A 12,835-nucleotide genomic window follows, 5' to 3' on the forward strand; every position below is an offset into this window, starting at 1 on the left:
ACCTGCAGTATTTTATAAATATTTTTTACTGATTTTTTCGAATTCTGTTTTCAGATAATTTCTAAATTGAGAATCGGATTGAACTTCACGTATTCCTGCGCCCATTATTTTACCATTATATCTTCTTAAATTTGGATACACATATTCAAAAAACATCTTTTGTCCAAGTTCATAATTATTTGATGTGATTCCTCTTAGCATTGCTGAGAATGTACCTGAAATATAATCGGCTATTTGAATACCAACACTTTGATGTGAATGTTCAATATTTAAGCTATCTTTAATATGACTATATTTTTCTATAAAATCGCCTTCATTTATAAGTTCGAAATATACATCTCTTAATAATTTGTCTGTGTTTTCACTTACGGGATCAAAAAATAAAACAGCTAAATTTTCTTCTGAATCTTGAATTTCCATTTCAATTCTTTGCATATGTTCTTGTAAATGCATTTTAAGCATTTTGGGTTCAGAATACTGTGAATTGTTCTTGTTTTTGTTACAGTTAGGACGATTTTCTTATATTCTATATCGTTCAATAAACATAAAGTTTTTTCTACAAATTCAATTAATTTATGATAATCATAATTTTCTAGAAATTTAAAATCTTTATTGTCTTTAATTGGTGTTTTATTTTTTTGATGAATTCTTAAACTCCACAAATAAGCCCATTTAATTTCTTTATTTATTGGCAAATCATATTCTTTCTTAAGTGCAAAAAACTTTTCTTTAAGTATTTTCCACTCTGAAGATTTGATTAATATTGTTGAACGAATGTAATAAGGATGAACTTTTAAATTTGGTTTTTTAGGATTATATAATCCACATTCATCGCTAAAAGCAAAATATGTACACATAGTTTGAGGAATATTGCAGGTAACGGCAGTCTGTGAAAAAAGTACACAAACTCCTTTCAAATATAGTTAATATTTCATAAATTCATAAGGTATTCATAATTCACGGTTTTATGCCTATAATCAATGGTTTAGACAGACATCAACTTACATTCTCTAGTTTAGAAGCTGCAATTGCTACCGATAATGATGTCCGATTTATAGATGCTTTTGTAGAAAATTTAGATCTTCAGCAACTAGGTGTTCGCTCTTTAACTTCCTCGGATAAAAAGAAAGAAGGTCGGTCATCTTTTAGTGATTCTTTATTTCTCAAACTCTATCTTTACGCTTGCCTCAATGGCATCCGTAGCAGCAGAAAGCTGAGCGTGAAGCCATCCGAAATATAGAATTGCAATGGTTGTTGCAGGGACTACATCCCAATTACCATTCCATAGCCGACTTTCGTAAAATCAATGCGACGGCGCTACAAAATCTGTTTAAACTATTTGTTTCATTTCTGAAAGATGTAGGATTAGTAGGCGGAAAAGTAATCGCCGTAGATGGCACCAAAATTAGAGGCAACAACAGCAAAAAAAATAATTACAATCCTAAAAGATCCAACGCCACTTGGATTACATAGCACAAAAAAGCAAGGCATTGCTAGAAGAATTTGAGCAGACCGATGCATGGAAAATGGCGAATAGCCTTGGTAATGTCGTTTTCAATGCTCATGCAGCAATAAAATAAACATCTGTTCCCTCCATGCTTTAGTCCCCAGAAACCACTCTCCAGTTATCACGTTGCGCATTTTAATGGTGAAATTGTGTTTCCGAAAAATAAAACAAAATAGTACGTATCATCATTTTCTGTTTGTTTTAAATTTATTTTTCTAGGCAAAGCTAAAATTATTTTTAGACACAACAAATTTTTTAGCAGATTTATTTTATTACATTTGTTTCAAAAGACAAAAAGATGATCTCACACGCTGAAGAAAATTACCTGAAAGCCATATACCACACGTCTCAATCAGAGGAGAACGGAGTGAGTACTATAGGCCATTGCTAACAGAATGGAAACGAAAGCGTCATCTGCCACAAATTGGTTAAAAGTTAAGCGAAAAAGGCTATATAGATTATCAGAAATAGTCAGGGGGCTACACTCACACAAAAAGGCATTTAGGGCTGCGACCATGGTCATAAGAAAACATCGTCTATGGGAGGTTTTTCTTGTAGAAAAAACTGAATTTTTCCTGGGATGAAGTACATGATGTAGCAGAAGAGCTTGAGCATATAAGATCAGAAAAGCTGATCAATAAGCTCGATGCATTCTTAGAGTTTCCTACAGAAGATCCGCATGGAGATCCGATTCCGAATGCGGAAGGAAAAATTGTTGAAAGCGCCAAAATGTTGTTGGCAGAAATGAACGTTGGCACCTTGTGTATTTGTGTAGGCGTAAAAGATACCTCTGTAGAATTCTTACAATATCTTGACAGACAGAAAATTGCATTGGGTACTTCTCTCAAAATCATAAATAAAGAAAGTTTCGACCATTCACTCACCTAGAGATTCACAAAAAAGAACTGATTAATTCTGAAATGGTGGCTAAAAATATTTTTGTAAAAAAAAGCTTAATTCATTACTGCTATGTTTGCATCCTTATTGATTATTTTGAAAGTATATCACCTGTACTTCTGCATTTTATGCCACTTTAATTACATGGGGAATGACCGCCGTAGGAGCGGCAACTGTCTATTTATTTAAGAATCCCAATAAAAAGCTACTCGACGGAATGCTGGGTTTTACCGGTGCGTTATGATTGCTGCAAGTTTCTGAGCTTGCTGGCACCAGCAATAGAGATGAGTGACGGAGATGGTTTTAAAAAAGTAATGCCTGCAGCAAATTGGTTTTGCATTAGGCGCTCTTTTTCTTTTTGGGTTAGATAAACTTTTGCCTCATCTACATTTAAACCATGATTTGAAAGATAAAGAAGGTATCAAAACGCCCTGGAGATAAACCACTTTATTGGTACTCGCCATAACTGTTACACAATATTCCGGAAGATTGGCAGTTGGCGTTTTATTTGGTGGTGTCGCTGCAGGAATTCCGGAAGCCAGTATCGCCGGAGCTATTACACTGCAATTGGTATCGGTTTACAAATTTACCAGAGGGCCTTGCGGTTTCCTTTCCTTGCGCAGAGCAGGTATGAGCAAACATAAAAGCTTTTTTTACGGACAATCATCAGCTCTTGTAGAACCTATAGCCGCAGTAATCGGTGCTATAGCCGTAGCTTTTTCACACCTGTTTTACCTTACGCACTTGCTTTTGCTGCCGGTGCTATGGTTTTTGTAGTCATTGAAGAAGTGGTACCTGAAACACAGCAAGGTAATAATACAGACATTGCAACATGTGGGTTCATTGGTGGATTTAAATTATGATGATGCTGGATGTCGCATTAGGATAACAAAAAAGGGGAGTAAAAACTCCCCTTAAAACTAATATAAGCAAAATATTTTTTATTGAAAAACATACTGCTGCATAACACCTAATTCTAAAAAGCTCAGCTTAGTCTGTCCTGTCCCTAATGGATTGGATTATTTCATATCCTAAAGCAGTATAGGTTAAATTCGATGGTCTGGATGACAATGAAGACTCTGTCAATACCAGATATACATTGTTCATAGGAAAAGTTGCTGAATACGGTTCAAGATAAAAACGCATACCAGACACACTACATCAATAGCCGAGCTGCACAATTAACTCCTAAAAAACCTTGAATACAAGAATCGTTTCCAGGAATCCAGGGATTGATCCATGGAGTGTTACCACAAATGATTGCGAAGATCCAGCAGTAACAACATAATAAATAGCCGTAGCCTGACTACACGTCTGTGAAGGCAGTCTTACCCTAAATAAAAATGAGCGTCATACGCAAAGTTGAACCGTTTACTTAAATTATTTACAATTAAAGGCACAGCATTCATGTTTGCCAAACCTCCAATTAAAAAAAGCAGCTGTATATAAAATCTTTTTCATAATTATTTATTGTTGATTTGTTTAAAATAATTCATTGCTTCTACAACAATTTTACCTTCATCATTTTTAAATTTTCTTTGATGTATTCTTCAGTAAAAACATTTTCCAAAAGCACAGATTTACAATCTTCCACTAAATAATGTACTGCTTTCTTCTGAATTTCTTCTTTACTTAACCCTCCCATACCAACATAAAACTCTTATTGGTAAGGTCAAGAATCTTTTGTCGCAATTTAGCTTCGCTTTCTGAAAGATTAGAATTTCTCCTTTTTTGCTTCAGCACGTACTTCCTGATCCTGAACATCAGAAGAAGCATCATTACATGAACCATGCTTATCGCTACAACAGCCAGCGACAAAATAATTTTTTTTCATATTATGATTGTTTTTTGAAATTATTAACCAAAATAATAATTCAGCCAACACAAAACAACTTTTTTACAACTTTTTTACACATAATAACAAAAATAATAAACCCGTATAAAAAAAAAACAGGGACTAAGCCCTGTTTATTATGATAAAAGAAATATTACCACAATTGCAATCAGTATCACTACCGCACTTGGATTTCGATTTCTTTTTAAAAAACCATTTTTTATATAAAAAAACCTATTGCCAAAGCTAATGCTATATATACAAGTATTCCCTGCATCTTGCTATTTTAAAATTGATAAGCTACTAAAGCTACTATATATGCTAAACCGGTCATAAAAATCATTTGAAACATGGTCCACTCCATGAATTGGTTTCCCTTTGGTGATGGCTACAGTCGAAAGACATTGCATCGCAAAAGCATAAACATTAAAAGTGAAACACCCGTTGCTAAATTAAATACAGGAGTTCCGTCAGGTCGTATTTCAGCCTGCATTCTCTCCACTATTTTACCTCATCTTCACCACTGCTTCCTATATTAATAAAGTAGCCAGATTCCCAACAAAAACTTCCCTTGCAGCAAAAGAAGTCAGTACAGCAATACTAATTTTCGAGTCATACCCAGAGGTTGAACACAGGCCAATAGTTTTTCCAATCATACCAATATACGAATTCTGCAATGATATCCGGAAACTTCATCCTGCATTTCTTCTTCCGAATAAATTTTTACCGGCATGTAATTTCTGTACAACTTCTTCTGCCTGCCATATATGTTGCGTCTGGTCCGTGTGATCCTAAAAACCATAAAATAACTGATAATGCTAAAATAACTTTACCGGCTCCAAATACAAAACTTTTGTTTTTTCTACTACTGTATAAAATACATTTTTAAATAAAGGCAGTTTATATCCGGGCATTTCTACAATAAAGTATGCCTTTTTCCGTAGTTTTAATCACTTTATTCAGAATGAAAGCACCCACAAGGGCAGCAAAAAAACCGTGCATATATAATAGTGTCCATTACCAATCCTTGTAAACCAATAAATCCTATGATTTTTTTCATCCCGTATTACCAAAGAAATAATGATCACATACACCGAAATACGCGCAGAACAAGTAGCAAAAGTAGTAACAAGCATTGTAAGCAAAGCGCTCTTTGCTGTTTTCTATATTTCTGGCAGACATGATAGCAGGTATTGCACAAGCTACACCTAAATCAATGGCACAACCGATTTTCCGCTGAGCCCGAAAGGGCGCATCACCTTATCCATTAAAAAAACAACCCTACTCATATAGCCGCTTTCTTCAAGAAGTGCAACAAAGAGGAATAGAATAGCAATCTGAGGAACGAATATCACAATTCCTCAAATACCTGGAATTATACCTTCGGCGAGAAGTTCCGTCAGTTTACCCGGTAAAACGGAAGCAGTCCACTCTGATAAAGAAGCAAAACTGCCGTCAATAAAATCCATTGGTATGCTTGACCATCAAAAATAGCCTGAAAAACCATAACATAATGGCGAAGAAGATAAGATATCCAAAAATCTTATGTGTCAGTATCGGTCTACTCTTGCTACAAAAACACTGGCTTTATTTTTATCGATTTGATAAGACGTTTTTAATACATCATTTATAAACTGATATCTTTTGATCGTTTCTCTCTGCTGTAACCGTTTAATCTCACTTTGAGATTTATCCATCAGGGGTTTGATCCAACAATTTTGGTAATCCCTTCAAAAACGATATTTTGAGATTGCCCGAGCCATACTTTATACGGATTGTACCCGGGATACAACTGTTCTAAAAATCCGAAATAGTCTGTATCTACCTGTTTCAGATCAATTAAGCCGTTTGTGTTAAGTGATTTGTAGCGTGATACTGGCATTCTTGAGATGTTCTATTCCCTGATTTTTTCGCACAGATATCAGAGCTATTTTTGTTTTCAGCTGCTGTTCAAGTAAGTCAATGTCGATAGAAATACCTTTAGCTGTCATTCTGTCCGCCATATTAATAGCTAAAATACAGGGTAAGCCCAAGTCTTTTATCTGCGTAAATAGCAAAAGATTTCTTTTTAAGTTTTCTACTTCTGCAACCACCACTACTACATCAGGAAAACTTGTATGTTTTGAATTGAATAATATTTCCAAAGCTATTTCTTCTCTTTTGAAGAAGCATTGATGGAATATACTCCGGGTAGATCAATGATATCAATATCAAGATTTTTTTGAAACTCGCTTTTCCGGTTTTTCGCTCCACTGTAATTCCTGGATAATTGGCTACCCGCTGATTCAATCCTGAAGGGAATTAAAAACAGAAGTCTTACCTACATTCGGATTTCCGATTAAGGCAACTTTAATCGTTTCTTTCTCAATTCATGTTTAAATAATTCCACGACAATTTCTTTAGCCAATTCTTTCCGAATACTTATATGCGACTCGTTTACAAGAATGTATATAGGGTCATTCAGCGGAGCTATATGCAGTACTTCTATTTCATTTCCGGGCAGACAACCAAGCTCGATTAACTTTAAACGGACTGCATCAAAATTGATAGAACTAATAATTCCCTTGCGATGTAACGGCAGCAGATCTAACGTCATGGTTCTTTTATTAGATTCATTTAATACTGCAAAAATAAACAATAAAAAAGGATAACCTAAAATTCCTTTTATGTTATCCCTCTAACTACTTCAATTTCTTAATTAATCATTTATTCTAAGCCATTTAATATCTTCGAGCAACTGCTTTACATTTTTGCTTTCAGGATCTTCATTATCAAGATTGGTTCCGTCATAAAATCCTCTTATGCGACCGTTTTATCAACTAAAACAAAATTTTCAGTATGCACCATATCATACATTTCATCTGCCGATCCGGTTTTCACAGCGAGAAATGACTGTCTTGCCAAATAGTAAATTGCTTTTTTATCTCCGGAAAGCATGTTCCATTTCTCATCCATCACACCTTTCTCCTGAGCATATTTTTTCAACACTTGTGGATCAATATCAGGCATAACACTGAATGATAAAAGTTGTACATCATCCATATCCTTAATCTGTGTTTGCAGCCATGCCATATTATCATTCATAATTGGACAAATGGTCTGACAGGTAGTAAAAAAAAATTCAGCTACATAAATCTTACTTCATATCTTTTTCCGTAATCATTTTATTGTTCTGATTGAGAAAAGAAAACGCTGCGATCTATGGTTCATTTTTATTTCTGATGCTGTACGAGACTGTCGACCATTTCAGGTTTACCATTGCCGGAGTGTATATAGGAAGTTCTTTTTTAGGACTCAGAGCCGAATAAAATAAATATAAAATTACACCACAAAGTACAAAAAGGGTAAGAATGAAATAACGGTACTTTTTAGGATATCTACCATTGCAAAAACTTTCTGCAAATTTAATAAAGTAAACAACAGAGAAGGTTAAAAGTTTGTAAAGCTTTTATACATAAATGTTAGTATTTTTGTAGAACAGTCATAAAAATTAAAAATAATGAACAGACAAATAGTACTATTTTCAGCGCTGAGCTTAACGATAATAACTGCTTGTAAACAAAAAAAAATGGACAGTAAAAAAGAGACCCACGGGATTCATTTGGAATATATGGATAGATCCGTAAAACCCGGAGATGACTTTTTCAGATATGTAAATGGTCATTGGGTAGACAAAACTGAGATTCCTGCAGACAGAACACGCTGGGGTAGTTTTGATGAACTGCGCCAGAACACTGAATATTGATGCCCTTGCCATTTTAAGGAAGCTGTCAATAATCCGAATCTTGATCCTGCTTCTGATCAGGCAAAAGCCGTTTATGTATTTCAAACCTATCTTGATACCATTACCCGTAACAAATTAGGAATTGACCCGATAAAACCTTACTTAGAAAAATCAATAAGGTCAAAAATGTCAGGATGTAACAGCTCTGATTAATGAATTGTTACCGGAAGGCGGTATTGGTTTCTTGGAATGTACATCTATGCAGATGCTATGGATTTCCAATAAAAATGTAATCAACCTAGTCCGGGTAGTATCGGACTTCCTGACAGAGATTACTATGTTTCTGATGATGCAGACTCCAAAGAGAAAAAACAAAATATGAAGTACATGTAGCCAGAATGCTACAACTGATTGGTGAAACACGGAACAGGCAAAAAAGATGCTGCCAAAGTAGTAAGCATTGAAACAGCCATGGCAACCCCACGCTTAGATCGTGTAGAACGCAGAGACCGTAGAAAAAACCTACAATCCGATGACTGTTTCTGAACTGCAAAAACTGACACCATTAGTAAACTGGATGCCTATTTTAAAAGCGCCGGTTTAGAAAATGTAGATCAGGTAGTTTGTTTCTATGCCTAAATATATGGAAGCATTAAATACCATATTAAAAACAACTCCTATAGAGACATCAAGGCTTATATGAGATGGACTTTAATCAATAAGTCTACCGGAGTATTGACAACAGAAATTGATGAAGCAAACTGGGATTTCTATAGCAAAACGTTAACAGGTGCTGTAAAACAACGTCCTATTGAAGAACGTGCTTTACAGGTTGTAAACGGCACAGTTGGAGAAGCTCTAGGTAAATTATATGTGGAGAAAAAATTCCCTGCTGAAGCGAAAGAAAAAGCAAAAGAAATGATTGATTATGTGTTTTTGGCTTTTGAAAACCGTATCAATAATCTTCATGGATGACGCCAGCTACTAAAAAAGGAGCGATTGAAAAATTAAAGAAATCTACTGTTAAAAATAGGATATCCTGATAAATGGAAAATTATTCTGGTCTGACCATCAAATCACAAAAAGATGGAGTACTTATTTTGAAAACATGAAAAACGTATCCCGTTGGGGATTCAATGAAAATATTGAGGAGTAGGAAAACCGGTAGACAAAACCAAATGGGGAATGTCTCCGCAAACCGTAAATGCATATTTCAACCCTACCAACAATGAAATTGTTTTCCCTGCAGCGATACTTCAGCCACCTTTCTATGATTATAAAGCTGATGAAGCAGTAAACTTTGGTGGAATCGGAGCTGTAATTGGTCATGAAATTTCTCACGATTTGATGATTCCGGTTCACGTTATAATGCCGATGGTAATTTAGTAAACTGGTGGACAGATGATGATTGAAAACAATTCACCGGTCTGGGTGGTGCATTGGCAGATCAATACTCAGCTTTAGAACCACTACCAAACACTTTTGTTGACGGAAAATTTACTTTGGGTGAAAATATAGGTATTTAGGGGGTGTAAAAGCAGCTTATGACGGGTTACAATTGTATATGAAAGACAAAGGACGCCTGACTTGATTGACGGATTCACACCGAACAACGTTTCTTTATCTCATGGGGAACCCATTGGAGAACGAAATCCCGTGATGAAGCTATCAGAAATCAGGTAAAAACAGATCCGCATGCTCCGGGCATGTACCGTGCGTACGTTCCGTTACAGAATGTTGACACAGGTATCAGGCTTTTGACATCAAAAAAGGAGATAAATTATATCTGGCTCCTGAAAAACGAGTAAAAATCTGGTAAAATTTTAAAGCCTTAACGGAAAAAAGTTAAGGCTTTTTCATTTCCCTACCCAAAACATTTCTACATTTGTTACAATAGTAAAACTAGCAGAAATATGAATAGAAAAATAACTGCGATGGTTCTGGCAACTGCCTTGTTGGGATTTATCATCTTGCGACAAAAAAGAAAAAGGCAGATACTGAAAAGCACGGACTACACTTAGAACATATGGATACTACAGTAAAACCAGTGATGATTTCTTTCGTTATGTCAACGGACTGTGGTATGATAAAACCGAAATTCCACAGATAAATCTACCTGGGGGAGTTTTGATGACTTGCTCAAAATACGGATCTTGATGTACTGAACATCCTAAAAGAAGCAGCGAAGAGCAATAAATATGGTGATCTGACAGATGAAGGAAAAGCCATTAATGTTTTCAAAACGTATCTTGATACGGTAACCCGTAATAAATTGGGAATTGATCCTATCAAACCGTTTATTGAAAAAAATGCTGTAAATGATCTTACGACGCTAAACCAATGGATTCAGGAATCTATTTTTAACGGGGGTATCGGATTATTCGTATGTATGTAATGGCAGATGCGATGGACTCTAATAAAAACGTTGTGTACATTGATGCCGGGACAACAGGATTACCGGACAGAGATTATTATCTGGCAAAAGATACAGACTCTAAAGAGAAACTGAACTTTACAGAAAACATATCGCACGGATGCTGAAGTTTATCGGCAGGACGAAGCAACGGCAAAAGCATCTGCTGACAAAATTATTGCTTTTGAAACTAAAATGGCTGAAGCGGAATTGGACCGTGTAGCATTAAGAGACGAAAGAAATACCTACAACCCAATGTCGGTTGCAGATCTTCAGAAATTGACGCCTTCAATTCAGTGGAAAGAATACTTTAAAAAAGCAGGTCTTTCTGATTTAGACAATGTAATTGTAAGTCAGCCAAGTATATGAAAACGTTGGATGTTTTATTAAAAACAACTTCTTTTGACGACCTTAAATTATATCTTAACTGGACGCATTTAAATGGTTCTGCAAGTCAGTTAAGTACTGAAATCGATAAAGCAAACTGGGATTTCTATGGCAAAACGCTTTCAGGTGCTACTCAACAGCGACCTATTGAAGAACGCGCTTTACAGGTTGTAAATGTACAGTTGGTGAAGCTTTAGGAAATTGTATGTAGAAAAACGTTTCCCTAAAGAAGCGAAACAACAGGCAAAGAGAAATGATTGACAACATCATTCAGGCTTATGAAAACCGCATTAAAAAATTACCATGGATGGCACCGCTACAAGACAGGGAAGTTCTATTGCAAGTTGCATAAACTTACCATTAAAATTGGCTACCCTGAAAATGGGAAGATTTTTCAAAGCTCAACATTATCAGCAAAGAAAAAGGAGGTAACTACTTTAACAATATGATGGGTATTAACCGTTGGCAGATAACTAAAAACATTGAAGAATTTGGAAAAACCGGTAGATAAAACCAAATGGGGCATGCCCCACAAATGGTAAACGCCTATTACAATCCAATGTATAATGAAATTGTATTCCCGGCCGCTATTCTACAAACTCCGTTTTATGACTATAAAGCAGATCAGGCAGTAAACTATGGTGGAATCGGAGCCGTAATCGGACATGAAATTTCTCATGGTTTTGATGATTCCGGAGCGCGTTTTTAATGCTGAAGGAAATCTGGTAGACTGGTGGACAAAAACCGATCTGGAACAATTTACTACACTCGGAAAATCACTTTCAAAACAATTACAGTGCTTTACAGCCATTTGAGGGTATCTATGTTGACGGAGACTTTACAATAGGGGAAAATATCGAGATCTTGGTGGTATTACCGCAGCTTATGACGGATTGCATTTATATCTGGCAAAACATCCGACTACAGAAAAAATTGACGGATTTACACCGGAACAACGTTTCTTTATTTCATGGGCAACCATCTGGAGAACAAAATCGCGTGACGAATACGTAAAAAACAGGTAAAAACAGATCCCGCATGCTCCTGCGATTTACAGATCATACGTTCCTTTACAGAATCTGGATGCATGGTATGAAGCATTCAATATCAAAGAAGAGACAAATTATTTATAAAACCGGAACAACGCGTAAAAATCTGTAATCATAATAAATATCCGAACTATTGATTCGGGATTTTTTATAATATATACATTACAAATCATTAAAAAAGCTGTTAGTTTTCTAACAGCTTTTTTAATGATTTATTTCTTTAAATTTTTCAAGCATTTCTTTTGTCATAGACTCCAGATCAAATCATGTTTCCATCCCCAATCTTCTCTTGCCTTTTGATCATCAATGCTCGCTGGCCATGAGTCAGCAATTGACTGCCTGAAATCAGGAACATAATCAATCGTAAAGCCCGGTTGTACCTTTCAATAGATGCTGCAATTTCTCTTGGTGTAAAACTCATTGCAGACAAATTGTAAGACGATCGTATTTTTATCTGCTCTTCAGGTGCCTGCATGATAACAATTGTTGCTTTAATCGCATCATCCATATACATCATCGGCAGAGCCGTATTTTCTGACAGAAAACAGGTATATTTATTTTCTTCTACGGCTTTATAATAAATATCTACCGCATAATCTGTTGTACCTCCACCTGGTAATGTTTTCCGAAATTAATCCGGATATCGGATACTTCTTACATCAACTCCATATTTATTGAAATAATATTCGCACCAGCGTTCGCCTGTCTGCTTCGAAATTCCGTATACAGTTGATGGCTCCATAACGGTATATTGCGGGGTATTGTCTCTTGGAGTAGTAGGTCCGAAAACGGCAATACTTGAAGGCCAGACCCGAACACTTTTTGGATTTTATTTTTCTTTAGCTAAATTCAACACATGAAATAAAGAATTCATATTCAAATCCCACGCAAAAGCAGGATTTTTTTCCGCTGTTGCCGATAACAAAGCAGCCATAAGGTATACTTCTTCTATTTCGTATTTTTCAACTACAGCAGCAACAGCATCAAAATTCATAGCATCTAAAACTTCAAATGGTCCGCTTTT

General features: G+C 35.6%; 29 protein-coding genes and 6 pseudogenes. 19 read left to right on the top strand and 16 right to left on the bottom strand.

Features of this window, described 5'->3' with window-relative positions; genetic code table 11:
• Window positions 1-12: 12 nt before the first annotated feature.
• Together QW060_RS27685 and QW060_RS27690 are read right to left on the bottom strand one after the other, a co-directional pair.
• The gene (locus QW060_RS27685; protein ID WP_290365672.1) at window positions 13-420 is read right to left on the bottom strand and encodes a DUF3800 domain-containing protein; all 408 of its coding nucleotides are present in this window, start codon (window positions 418-420) and stop codon (window positions 13-15) included.
• Window positions 390-917, bottom strand: a complete 528-nt coding sequence (locus tag QW060_RS27690) for a hypothetical protein (protein ID WP_290365673.1) — start codon at window positions 915-917, stop codon at window positions 390-392. The genes QW060_RS27685 and QW060_RS27690 overlap by 31 nt, the downstream gene beginning before the upstream one ends.
• Window positions 918-967: 50 nt before the next feature.
• Between QW060_RS27690 and QW060_RS27695 the strand changes: the two genes are divergently transcribed.
• The 4 genes and pseudogenes from QW060_RS27695 (at window position 968) to QW060_RS27710 (ending at window position 3,293) form a co-directional block, all read left to right on the top strand.
• Entirely contained in the window at window positions 968-1,240 is a 273-nt protein-coding gene (locus QW060_RS27695; RefSeq protein WP_290365674.1) for a hypothetical protein, read from the top strand.
• A 2-nt stretch (window positions 1,241-1,242) separates the two neighbouring features.
• Window positions 1,243-1,473 (top strand): hypothetical protein, encoded by a 231-nt coding sequence (locus QW060_RS27700; RefSeq protein ID WP_290365675.1) that lies wholly within the window; start codon window positions 1,243-1,245, stop codon window positions 1,471-1,473.
• A 769-nt stretch (window positions 1,474-2,242) separates the two neighbouring features.
• Entirely contained in the window at window positions 2,243-2,395 is a 153-nt protein-coding gene (locus QW060_RS28425) for a ferrous iron transport protein A (protein WP_317623292.1), read from the top strand.
• Window positions 2,396-2,427: 32 nt separating this feature from the next.
• Window positions 2,428-3,293, top strand: a pseudogene (locus tag QW060_RS27710) (ZIP family metal transporter).
• Window positions 3,294-3,394: 101 nt separating this feature from the next.
• Here QW060_RS27710 and QW060_RS27715 read toward each other — a convergent pair.
• Both QW060_RS27715 and QW060_RS27720 read right to left on the bottom strand, forming a co-directional pair.
• Complete coding sequence (locus tag QW060_RS27715) at window positions 3,395-3,550, bottom strand: hypothetical protein (protein WP_290365676.1); 156 nt, start codon at window positions 3,548-3,550, stop codon at window positions 3,395-3,397.
• Between the two features lie 355 nt (window positions 3,551-3,905).
• A complete protein-coding gene (locus QW060_RS27720) occupies window positions 3,906-4,049 on the bottom strand; it encodes a hypothetical protein (RefSeq protein WP_290365677.1) in 144 nt (47 codons plus the stop codon).
• A gap of 539 nt (window positions 4,050-4,588) precedes the next feature.
• Here QW060_RS27720 and QW060_RS27725 point away from each other — a divergent pair.
• Complete coding sequence (locus tag QW060_RS27725; protein WP_290365678.1) at window positions 4,589-4,777, top strand: hypothetical protein; 189 nt, start codon at window positions 4,589-4,591, stop codon at window positions 4,775-4,777.
• Here QW060_RS27725 and QW060_RS27730 read toward each other — a convergent pair.
• The 10 genes and pseudogenes from QW060_RS27730 to QW060_RS28880 form a co-directional block, all read right to left on the bottom strand.
• Entirely contained in the window at window positions 4,769-4,915 is a 147-nt protein-coding gene (locus tag QW060_RS27730) for a hypothetical protein (RefSeq protein ID WP_290365679.1), read from the bottom strand. The two genes, QW060_RS27725 and QW060_RS27730, sit on opposite strands and share 9 nt — an antisense overlap.
• On the bottom strand, window positions 4,891-5,040 hold the full coding sequence (locus QW060_RS27735) for a hypothetical protein (protein WP_290365680.1): 150 nt from the start codon (window positions 5,038-5,040) through the stop codon (window positions 4,891-4,893). Before QW060_RS27735 ends, QW060_RS27730 begins: the two co-directional genes overlap by 25 nt.
• Window positions 5,041-5,056: 16 nt before the next feature.
• Entirely contained in the window at window positions 5,057-5,152 is a 96-nt protein-coding gene (locus QW060_RS28875; protein WP_397386154.1) for a hypothetical protein, read from the bottom strand.
• Between the two features lie 45 nt (window positions 5,153-5,197).
• On the bottom strand, window positions 5,198-5,383 hold the full coding sequence (locus QW060_RS27740) for a hypothetical protein (RefSeq protein WP_290365681.1): 186 nt from the start codon (window positions 5,381-5,383) through the stop codon (window positions 5,198-5,200).
• A gap of 63 nt (window positions 5,384-5,446) precedes the next feature.
• Complete coding sequence (locus QW060_RS27745) at window positions 5,447-5,593, bottom strand: nucleoside recognition domain-containing protein (protein ID WP_290365682.1); 147 nt, start codon at window positions 5,591-5,593, stop codon at window positions 5,447-5,449.
• A gap of 195 nt (window positions 5,594-5,788) precedes the next feature.
• A complete protein-coding gene (locus QW060_RS27750) occupies window positions 5,789-5,935 on the bottom strand; it encodes a hypothetical protein (protein ID WP_290365683.1) in 147 nt (48 codons plus the stop codon).
• Complete coding sequence (locus QW060_RS27755) at window positions 5,935-6,120, bottom strand: hypothetical protein (protein WP_290365684.1); 186 nt, start codon at window positions 6,118-6,120, stop codon at window positions 5,935-5,937. Before QW060_RS27755 ends, QW060_RS27750 begins: the two co-directional genes overlap by 1 nt.
• Window positions 6,092-6,607 (bottom strand): annotated as a pseudogene (locus QW060_RS28430) (FeoB small GTPase domain-containing protein). Before QW060_RS28430 ends, QW060_RS27755 begins: the two are co-directional and overlap by 29 nt.
• Window positions 6,577-6,876, bottom strand: a complete 300-nt coding sequence (locus QW060_RS27775) for a FeoA family protein (RefSeq protein WP_317623293.1) — start codon at window positions 6,874-6,876, stop codon at window positions 6,577-6,579. Before QW060_RS27775 ends, QW060_RS28430 begins: the two are co-directional and overlap by 31 nt.
• A gap of 60 nt (window positions 6,877-6,936) precedes the next feature.
• Window positions 6,937-7,497, bottom strand: a pseudogene (locus tag QW060_RS28880) (SCO family protein).
• Between the two features lie 240 nt (window positions 7,498-7,737).
• Between QW060_RS28880 and QW060_RS27790 the strand changes: the two are divergent.
• The 10 genes and pseudogenes from QW060_RS27790 (at window position 7,738) to QW060_RS27835 (ending at window position 10,959) form a co-directional block, all read left to right on the top strand.
• Window positions 7,738-7,983, top strand: coding sequence for a hypothetical protein (locus tag QW060_RS27790; RefSeq protein WP_290365687.1), 246 nt, complete (start codon window positions 7,738-7,740; stop codon window positions 7,981-7,983).
• Window positions 7,955-8,101, top strand: coding sequence for a hypothetical protein (locus QW060_RS27795; RefSeq protein ID WP_290365688.1), 147 nt, complete (start codon window positions 7,955-7,957; stop codon window positions 8,099-8,101). Before QW060_RS27790 ends, QW060_RS27795 begins: the two co-directional genes overlap by 29 nt.
• Before the next feature lie 78 nt (window positions 8,102-8,179).
• On the top strand, window positions 8,180-8,344 hold the full coding sequence (locus QW060_RS27800) for a hypothetical protein (RefSeq protein WP_290365689.1): 165 nt from the start codon (window positions 8,180-8,182) through the stop codon (window positions 8,342-8,344).
• Window positions 8,345-8,376: 32 nt separating this feature from the next.
• Window positions 8,377-8,508, top strand: coding sequence for a hypothetical protein (locus QW060_RS27805; RefSeq protein WP_290365690.1), 132 nt, complete (start codon window positions 8,377-8,379; stop codon window positions 8,506-8,508).
• A 153-nt stretch (window positions 8,509-8,661) separates the two neighbouring features.
• A complete protein-coding gene (locus QW060_RS27810; protein ID WP_290365691.1) occupies window positions 8,662-8,937 on the top strand; it encodes a M13 family metallopeptidase N-terminal domain-containing protein in 276 nt (91 codons plus the stop codon).
• Between the two features lie 210 nt (window positions 8,938-9,147).
• Window positions 9,148-9,348 (top strand): M13-type metalloendopeptidase, encoded by a 201-nt coding sequence (locus QW060_RS27815; protein WP_290365692.1) that lies wholly within the window; start codon window positions 9,148-9,150, stop codon window positions 9,346-9,348.
• A 236-nt stretch (window positions 9,349-9,584) separates the two neighbouring features.
• Window positions 9,585-9,644 (top strand): annotated as a pseudogene (locus QW060_RS27820) (hypothetical protein); the annotation flags it as partial.
• A gap of 590 nt (window positions 9,645-10,234) precedes the next feature.
• Window positions 10,235-10,357: a hypothetical protein gene (locus QW060_RS27825; protein ID WP_290365693.1), complete on the top strand. Its 123-nt coding sequence runs from the start codon at window positions 10,235-10,237 to the stop codon at window positions 10,355-10,357.
• Window positions 10,348-10,503, top strand: a complete 156-nt coding sequence (locus tag QW060_RS27830) for a hypothetical protein (RefSeq protein WP_290365694.1) — start codon at window positions 10,348-10,350, stop codon at window positions 10,501-10,503. The genes QW060_RS27825 and QW060_RS27830 overlap by 10 nt, the downstream gene beginning before the upstream one ends.
• Window positions 10,504-10,570: 67 nt before the next feature.
• A pseudogene (locus tag QW060_RS27835) lies at window positions 10,571-10,959 on the top strand (M13 family metallopeptidase N-terminal domain-containing protein).
• 197 nt (window positions 10,960-11,156) lie between these two features.
• Here QW060_RS27835 and QW060_RS27840 read toward each other — a convergent pair.
• Window positions 11,157-11,288: a hypothetical protein gene (locus QW060_RS27840; RefSeq protein WP_290365695.1), complete on the bottom strand. Its 132-nt coding sequence runs from the start codon at window positions 11,286-11,288 to the stop codon at window positions 11,157-11,159.
• Here QW060_RS27840 and QW060_RS27845 point away from each other — a divergent pair.
• The 4 genes from QW060_RS27845 to QW060_RS27860 all read left to right on the top strand — a co-directional run bounded on the left by QW060_RS27845 (window position 11,280) and on the right by QW060_RS27860 (window position 11,923).
• On the top strand, window positions 11,280-11,471 hold the full coding sequence (locus tag QW060_RS27845) for a M13-type metalloendopeptidase (RefSeq protein WP_290365696.1): 192 nt from the start codon (window positions 11,280-11,282) through the stop codon (window positions 11,469-11,471). The genes QW060_RS27840 and QW060_RS27845 overlap by 9 nt on opposite strands.
• Complete coding sequence (locus QW060_RS27850; RefSeq protein ID WP_290365697.1) at window positions 11,449-11,577, top strand: hypothetical protein; 129 nt, start codon at window positions 11,449-11,451, stop codon at window positions 11,575-11,577. Before QW060_RS27845 ends, QW060_RS27850 begins: the two co-directional genes overlap by 23 nt.
• A gap of 78 nt (window positions 11,578-11,655) precedes the next feature.
• A complete protein-coding gene (locus QW060_RS27855; RefSeq protein ID WP_290365698.1) occupies window positions 11,656-11,787 on the top strand; it encodes a M13-type metalloendopeptidase in 132 nt (43 codons plus the stop codon).
• Between the two features lie 13 nt (window positions 11,788-11,800).
• Entirely contained in the window at window positions 11,801-11,923 is a 123-nt protein-coding gene (locus QW060_RS27860) for a hypothetical protein (protein WP_290365699.1), read from the top strand.
• 92 nt (window positions 11,924-12,015) lie between these two features.
• Here the strand turns inward: QW060_RS27860 and QW060_RS27865 are convergent.
• Window positions 12,016-12,835: pseudogene (locus QW060_RS27865) on the bottom strand (NAD-dependent epimerase/dehydratase family protein); the annotation flags it as partial.

The organism is Paenimyroides ceti (assembly GCF_030409925.1).

Excerpts from the sequence above, each read along its gene's own strand:
- QW060_RS27735 (WP_290365680.1), bottom strand. The coding sequence starts at position 5,040 with ATGGTTTTTAGGATCACACGGACCAGACGCAACATATATGGCAGGCAG.
- QW060_RS27790 (WP_290365687.1), top strand. The coding sequence starts at position 7,738 with ATGAACAGACAAATAGTACTATTTTCAGCGCTGAGCTTAACGATAATA.
- QW060_RS27755 (WP_290365684.1), bottom strand. The coding sequence starts at position 6,120 with ATGCCAGTATCACGCTACAAATCACTTAACACAAACGGCTTAATTGAT.
- QW060_RS27815 (WP_290365692.1), top strand. The coding sequence starts at position 9,148 with ATGTCTCCGCAAACCGTAAATGCATATTTCAACCCTACCAACAATGAA.
- QW060_RS27830 (WP_290365694.1), top strand. The coding sequence starts at position 10,348 with ATGTATGTAATGGCAGATGCGATGGACTCTAATAAAAACGTTGTGTAC.
- QW060_RS27685 (WP_290365672.1), bottom strand. The coding sequence starts at position 420 with ATGGAAATTCAAGATTCAGAAGAAAATTTAGCTGTTTTATTTTTTGAT.
- QW060_RS27715 (WP_290365676.1), bottom strand. The coding sequence starts at position 3,550 with ATGCGTTTTTATCTTGAACCGTATTCAGCAACTTTTCCTATGAACAAT.
- QW060_RS27810 (WP_290365691.1), top strand. The coding sequence starts at position 8,662 with ATGAGATGGACTTTAATCAATAAGTCTACCGGAGTATTGACAACAGAA.
- QW060_RS27845 (WP_290365696.1), top strand. The coding sequence starts at position 11,280 with ATGGGGCATGCCCCACAAATGGTAAACGCCTATTACAATCCAATGTAT.
- QW060_RS27750 (WP_290365683.1), bottom strand. The coding sequence starts at position 5,935 with ATGGATAAATCTCAAAGTGAGATTAAACGGTTACAGCAGAGAGAAACG.
- QW060_RS28875 (WP_397386154.1), bottom strand. The coding sequence starts at position 5,152 with ATGCCCGGATATAAACTGCCTTTATTTAAAAATGTATTTTATACAGTA.
- QW060_RS27850 (WP_290365697.1), top strand. The coding sequence starts at position 11,449 with ATGATTCCGGAGCGCGTTTTTAATGCTGAAGGAAATCTGGTAGACTGG.
- QW060_RS27860 (WP_290365699.1), top strand. The coding sequence starts at position 11,801 with ATGCTCCTGCGATTTACAGATCATACGTTCCTTTACAGAATCTGGATG.
- QW060_RS27725 (WP_290365678.1), top strand. The coding sequence starts at position 4,589 with ATGGTCCACTCCATGAATTGGTTTCCCTTTGGTGATGGCTACAGTCGA.
- QW060_RS27795 (WP_290365688.1), top strand. The coding sequence starts at position 7,955 with ATGAACTGCGCCAGAACACTGAATATTGATGCCCTTGCCATTTTAAGG.
- QW060_RS27695 (WP_290365674.1), top strand. The coding sequence starts at position 968 with ATGCCTATAATCAATGGTTTAGACAGACATCAACTTACATTCTCTAGT.
- QW060_RS27720 (WP_290365677.1), bottom strand. The coding sequence starts at position 4,049 with ATGGGAGGGTTAAGTAAAGAAGAAATTCAGAAGAAAGCAGTACATTAT.
- QW060_RS27840 (WP_290365695.1), bottom strand. The coding sequence starts at position 11,288 with ATGCCCCATTTGGTTTTATCTACCGGTTTTTCCAAATTCTTCAATGTT.